The following is a 4,077-nucleotide window of genomic DNA, read 5'->3' on the forward strand; positions in this document are numbered from 1 at the left end:
GAGGGAAATTAATGTCCATATAGTACCTCCGAGCAGAGTTACTATTAGATCAGAAATTTAATCAAATTGGTATAACTGGTCACTCTAGCTGGTTAAAATGCTCGATCACTGCTTTTTTCCGGCGCTATTTTTGAGCACGTGTTTACGGTGATTGGTAAAAAGAAGAGATCTTGACTGTGAAAAAACGCATTCCAAGAAAACAAATTAACCACTACTCAAAGTGGAAATACGTGGTGCTTATCGCCACTATCATCATCATGGCTCTGAGTGCTTTACCTTCTTGGTATGGCGAGAATGCATCGGTTCAAATTAACAATCGTTCTGAACAGACCATCGATGCGAGCCAAATTACCCAATACCTTGCGAGCGAAGGCATCCAAGCCAAATCTGCATTTCAAAAAGACAGCCGTTTGGTCGTGACCTTGGAAGACGCAGAACAACAGGCGAAAGCCAAAGAAGTGCTGAATGAACGTCTATTGGATAACGCGACGGTTGCGCTAGCGATGGAGCCAGCAGCACCAAAGTGGTTGACTGATATGGGCTTTGCACCGATTCAGCTAGGCCTTGATTTACGAGGTGGTGTGCAGTTCTTGCTAGAAGTAGACATGGAACCGGTTTACCACGCACAAGCGCAATCTGTGGTCGACGAGATCACCAGCCAAGTGCGTTATGCACGCGGTAAAGTGGTGAACAACCAAGTTGAATTTAACTTCCGTACTGATGCAGATTTCGAGAAAGCACAGAAACTGATTCGTGAAGAGTTCCCACAATGGCAACGTGACCGTTCAGATAAATCGTTAACGTTAACGCAATCTGAAGAAGAACAAAGAACGCTACGCAACCTAACGGTTCAACAAAACCTGCAAATCATGCGCAGCCGTATTGAAGAGCTAGGCATCACTGAAGCATCGATTCAGCGCCAAGGTGAAAGCCGTATCCGTATCGAACTTCCGGGTGTACAAGACCCAGCAGCAGCGAAAGACGTGATTGGTGCAACGGCATCGTTGGCGTTCTACTCTGTGTACGACAACGCAACGCGCAATACTCAAACTCTGAAAGATTCAGATGGCAATCGTGTCGTGGTTGCTCGCAAAGCCGTGCTGAGCGGCGAACACATTATCGATGCTCGTAGCGGGATTGGTGAGATGGGCAGTGCAGAAGTAAACATCACGCTGGATTCAGCGGGTGGTAAGAAAATGTCTGAGTTCTCTCGTCATAACATTGGCAAGCCAATGGCAACCGTGTACAGCGAATATAGCCGTGACAGAGCCGGTAACAGCGAGCAAACCAGTGAAGTGATCAGTGTGGCGAACATCCAATCTCAATTGGGTAGCCGCTTTAGAATTACCGGTGCAGGCAGCATGGCTGAAGCACAAGAATTGGCTCTATTGCTTCGTGCGGGTTCGTTGACTGCGCCTGTGACCATCATTGAAGAGCGTACCATTGGCCCGTCTCTGGGGGCTGAAAACGTCACTAACGGCTTTGCTGCTTTGGCACTTGGCCTTGGTCTAACTCTCACGTTTATGGCGCTATGGTATCGCCGCCTTGGTTGGGTTGCGAACGCTGCATTGGTTGTCAACATGACCACACTATTTGGTTTGATAGCGATGCTTCCGGGGGCGGTATTAACCCTACCAGGCATTGCGGGTTTGGTATTAACGGTCGGTATGGCGGTAGATACCAACGTACTTATCTTCGAACGTATTCGAGACAAAATGAAAGAAGGGCGCAGCTTTGCGAGTGCCATCGACCGTGGCTTTGATAGCGCGTTCTCTTCAATCTTCGATGCCAACGTCACTACCATGATTGTTGCCGTGGCTCTGTACACCATTGGTAATGGACCGATTCAAGGCTTCGCATTGACCCTAGGTTTGGGTCTTCTAACCAGTATGTTTACCGGTATTTTTGCATCGCGCGCGATCATCAATTTGGCTTGGGGGCGTGACCAACGCCACGATGTAAGGATTTAAGTATGAGAACTTCAAAAAAAGTGACTAATTCAGACCGCTATATTTCAGACAGCAATATGACTTGCCTTCGTCAGGTGATGTCTGTGATTTCGATTGTGTTGTTCATGAGCTCAGTGATGCTGGTGGCAGTGAAAGGTTTTAACTGGGGCTTGGATTTTACCGGTGGTGTGGTTGCCGAAGTTCAGCTTTCTGACCAAGTGACCAAAGACGATTTAAAAACAAAACTTGATGCGGCTTTCCAACAAGACGTGCAAGTGGTGGCAATGGCTGAGCAAGATCGCTGGACAATTCGTTACAGCCAGTTGGAAGATGCAGCACTACCCAATCTAGTGGATGCTTTGGCGTCTGCCAGTGATCATGTCAAAGTTCTCAATAGCAGCGTGGTTGGCCCTCAAGTAGGGCAAGATATGGTTGAGCAAGGTGGCTTGGCGGTCTTGGTGTGCTTCCTGATGATCATGCTCTATCTGAGTGTGCGCTTTGAATGGCGCTTGGCGTTGGGGGCGCTGGCTGCTATAAGTTACGACGTCACGCTTATCTTCGGCTTGTTCGCCCTCACGCAGCTTGAGTTTAACCTTACGGTATTAGCGGCGGTGTTGGCGATTTTGGGCTACTCACTCAATGACTCGATCATTATCGCTGATCGCGTTCGTGAAATGCTGCGCGGTAACCCAAAGGGTGAGACGGATAACTTACTCAATGAATCGGTGAAAGCCACCTTCTCACGCACCATTGTGACCTCGGGAACCACCTTGATCACCGTATCAGCGCTTTGGTTGCTTGGTGGTGCGGCGCTGCAAGGATTCGCAATTGCATTGGTTGTCGGCATTGTCAGCGGTACGTGGTCTTCAGTATCAGTTGGTATTACCCTGCCTAAATTGCTTGGCTTACAACCTTGTCACTACCAAGTCAAAGCACCAGTAGAAGTTGAAGGTGAGTACCCTTAAGGTGTTTCTTATCTAACAGCACGATCTGGTGAGTAACTTCAGTAAAGCCCTTCGTTTGTAATAAGACGAAGGGCTTTATTTTTTATAAGAGTCAGACAGTTAGTCAAGAGAGAGGCTATTTCAAAAAACGATAGATTGAGCAGGCAAGCCCTCAAGATATGAAGTATGTTTATATGACGTCAGTAGGAATGAGGCAAGGGAATGGAATATCGACATCAATGTCATGTAGGCGACCACGGTGATGCTCTTAAGCATCCGGTATTGAGTGCTCTGGTTCAGTCATTAATGCAGCAGCATTCACGTCTCAATGTTATCGACACACACTCAGGGACAGGCTGTTACGACCTAACAACCGCACCAAGTAATCATGCCGGCGAGTTTGCCGAAGGGGTCGGGTACTTATGGCGAAACAAGGCTTATCTTCCAGAATCATTCGCGTCTTTTATATCGGTGCTGGAATACTACAATCCGAATCAGCTTATTTCTCTCTATCCAGGCTCAGCAGCCATCACCTACCAACAAGGCCGCAGTCAAGATAGCTTCTACTTCTCAGACATTCAGCAAGATGAAGCCGACCTATTACGAGCCAACATTGAGAAGCTGCAACGCGATCTGGATGTCTCAAGCAAGCTCACCATTACTGCGGGTGATGGGCTTAAAGCGCTACCTGATGATGTCGCTAAACATGATAACCATCACCTGATCGTTATCGACCCACCCTACGAAACGGACTCTGAATATTTCGCAGTAATTGATGCTTTGGTTAAAGCGTATCAACAGTCTGAGAAAGTATCCGCACTGATTTGGTATCCGCTCTACACCGATGACAAAAGCTCACTGATTTTGAACCACTGCGTAACAGCGGTGAAAGATGGCTTGCTACCAAGCCCGATTAAATCGGAATTGCGACTAAGAGATCCCAAGGGCGATGATCGCTTGATCGGCAGTGGTTTATTGCTGTTTAATCCACCACAAGGCATTGCTGGAAAGGTAGCTGATACGCTTGATTACTTACATAGTCAGCTCGCAACCAATGGTGAGGGTTATTGGCAAGTCAGAAGTTTATAAGTTGGGCTTGCAGGGTTGTATACCCGTACTCATTGAAGGTGCTTGATTTTTAGTAAAATCAGGATCATGCTACGAACTATGATAATTACACTGAC

At 47.4% G+C, this 4,077-nt stretch carries 3 protein-coding genes; all 3 read left to right on the top strand.

All coding sequences use genetic code 11. The annotated features are described in order from the left end of the window. Positions 1-170: 170 nt before the first annotated feature. The 3 genes from secD (at position 171) to rlmJ (ending at position 3,982) form a co-directional block, all read left to right on the top strand. Positions 171-1,970, top strand: coding sequence for a protein translocase subunit SecD (secD, locus tag Q1A70_RS19165; RefSeq protein ID WP_299695467.1), 1,800 nt, complete (start codon positions 171-173; stop codon positions 1,968-1,970). Positions 1,971-1,972: 2 nt separating this feature from the next. Further along, a complete protein-coding gene (secF, locus tag Q1A70_RS19170; protein ID WP_299695465.1) occupies positions 1,973-2,914 on the top strand; it encodes a protein translocase subunit SecF in 942 nt (313 codons plus the stop codon). 201 nt (positions 2,915-3,115) lie between these two features. Then, the gene (rlmJ, locus tag Q1A70_RS19175; protein ID WP_299695463.1) at positions 3,116-3,982 is read left to right on the top strand and encodes a 23S rRNA (adenine(2030)-N(6))-methyltransferase RlmJ; all 867 of its coding nucleotides are present in this window, start codon (positions 3,116-3,118) and stop codon (positions 3,980-3,982) included. Positions 3,983-4,077 lie beyond the last annotated feature (95 nt).

It is taken from the genome of uncultured Vibrio sp. (assembly GCF_947488985.1).
In the GTDB taxonomy this organism is placed as follows: Bacteria; Pseudomonadota; Gammaproteobacteria; order Enterobacterales; family Vibrionaceae; genus Vibrio.

Excerpts from the sequence above, each read along its gene's own strand:
- secF (WP_299695465.1), top strand. The coding sequence starts at position 1,973 with ATGAGAACTTCAAAAAAAGTGACTAATTCAGACCGCTATATTTCAGAC.
- rlmJ (WP_299695463.1), top strand. The coding sequence starts at position 3,116 with ATGGAATATCGACATCAATGTCATGTAGGCGACCACGGTGATGCTCTT.